General features: G+C 65.3%; 1 protein-coding gene and 1 pseudogene. One reads left to right on the forward strand and one right to left on the reverse strand.

Annotated elements, in window-relative coordinates; genetic code table 11:
- Positions 1-209: pseudogene (locus tag EN939_RS37015) on the forward strand (DSD1 family PLP-dependent enzyme); the annotation flags it as partial.
- Between the two features lie 4 nt (positions 210-213).
- Here the strand turns inward: EN939_RS37015 and EN939_RS37020 are convergent.
- On the reverse strand, positions 214-617 hold a 404-nt coding region (locus tag EN939_RS37020), incomplete at its 5' end, for a GyrI-like domain-containing protein (protein WP_164751640.1).

The raw sequence follows: 617 nt of genomic DNA on the forward strand, positions 1-617 counted from the left end.
TCCCAGAAGGCATGAAGGCGAACGGGCTGCTCGGCCTGTCCTCCAACCAGCAATTCATGGGCTTGCCCGCCGACGCGACCGCAAAGCCCGGCGACTACGCGTTTCTAAGGCCGACGCAGAGCGAAGCCGTGCTGCAGCAGTTCGGGTCGATCGCGGTGTTTTCCGGCGGCCGGATCGCCGATCGCTGGCCGGCGTTGCCGATGGCCTGACCGACTACGCCTTCACCGGTATCCAGATCTCCAGCCCGCCCTTGCCGCTGCGCGGGTCGAATTCGGGGCCGTAGCGTTCGAATTCCGGCGCGTCCGCGATCTCATGCCCGGAGGCCGGCAGCCATTTGTTCCAGATCGTGTTGACCGTCCGGCGGATGGTCGAGATGTGTTCGCGGTGGGCAAAGACCGCATATTTCTGCGCCGGCACCCGCACCCGGTAGAAGTCCCTGGGCAGGTCGGAGAAGTCAGACACTTCGACGCCGCCGATGTAGTCGAAATTGCCGGCATCGTCGCCGTTGACGCAGACGCCATAGGCGACGTCGCCGGTCTCGCCCGGAATGTTGCCGATATAGGGGCCGAAGCGCTGCCACTGCATCGGGATGGCGGCGCTGGTTTCGCAGCTGCAGC

It is taken from the genome of Mesorhizobium sp. M7A.F.Ca.CA.002.05.1.1 (assembly GCF_003998335.1).
Lineage (GTDB): Bacteria > Pseudomonadota > Alphaproteobacteria > Rhizobiales > Rhizobiaceae > Mesorhizobium.